Annotated in this window: 1 protein-coding gene; it reads right to left on the reverse strand. The window is 71.6% G+C overall.

Annotation, left to right across the window (positions count from 1 at the left end; all coding sequences use genetic code 11):
• Window positions 1-349, reverse strand: a 349-nt coding sequence (locus tag IE249_RS34275; RefSeq protein ID WP_229859935.1) for a GAF domain-containing protein, incomplete at both ends; no start/stop codon positions are given.

Consider the following 349-nt stretch of genomic DNA (forward strand, 5'->3'; position numbering starts at 1 on the left):
CAGGAACGAACTCATCGGCGGATGATTCGCCGGGAACCCGTACGACGCCGGATGCTCCGACAGCTTCGCCAGCCGCAACGGCTCCGGATGCCGGATCAGCTCGCCCAGGATCCCGTGCCCCTCCGGGTACGGGCCGATCCTGGCCACGAGTTCCTCGTCGATGCCGACCGTGAGGAAGTCCGACAGCGTCCTGCCGTCCGGGCCGATCACGCCCAGGGCCGCGTACTCCGCGTCGACCAGGGCCGCGGCGGCCTCGGCGATCCGGCGCAGGGCGTGTTCCAGGTCCAGTTCGCGGCCGACGGAGAGCACCGCCTCCAGCAGGCTGTGCACCCGGTCCCGGGTGCCTCGG

Origin of the sequence: Streptomyces anandii JCM 4720, from assembly GCF_014650655.1 — a bacterium.
GTDB classification, from domain to species: domain Bacteria; phylum Actinomycetota; class Actinomycetes; order Streptomycetales; family Streptomycetaceae; genus Streptomyces; species Streptomyces anandii.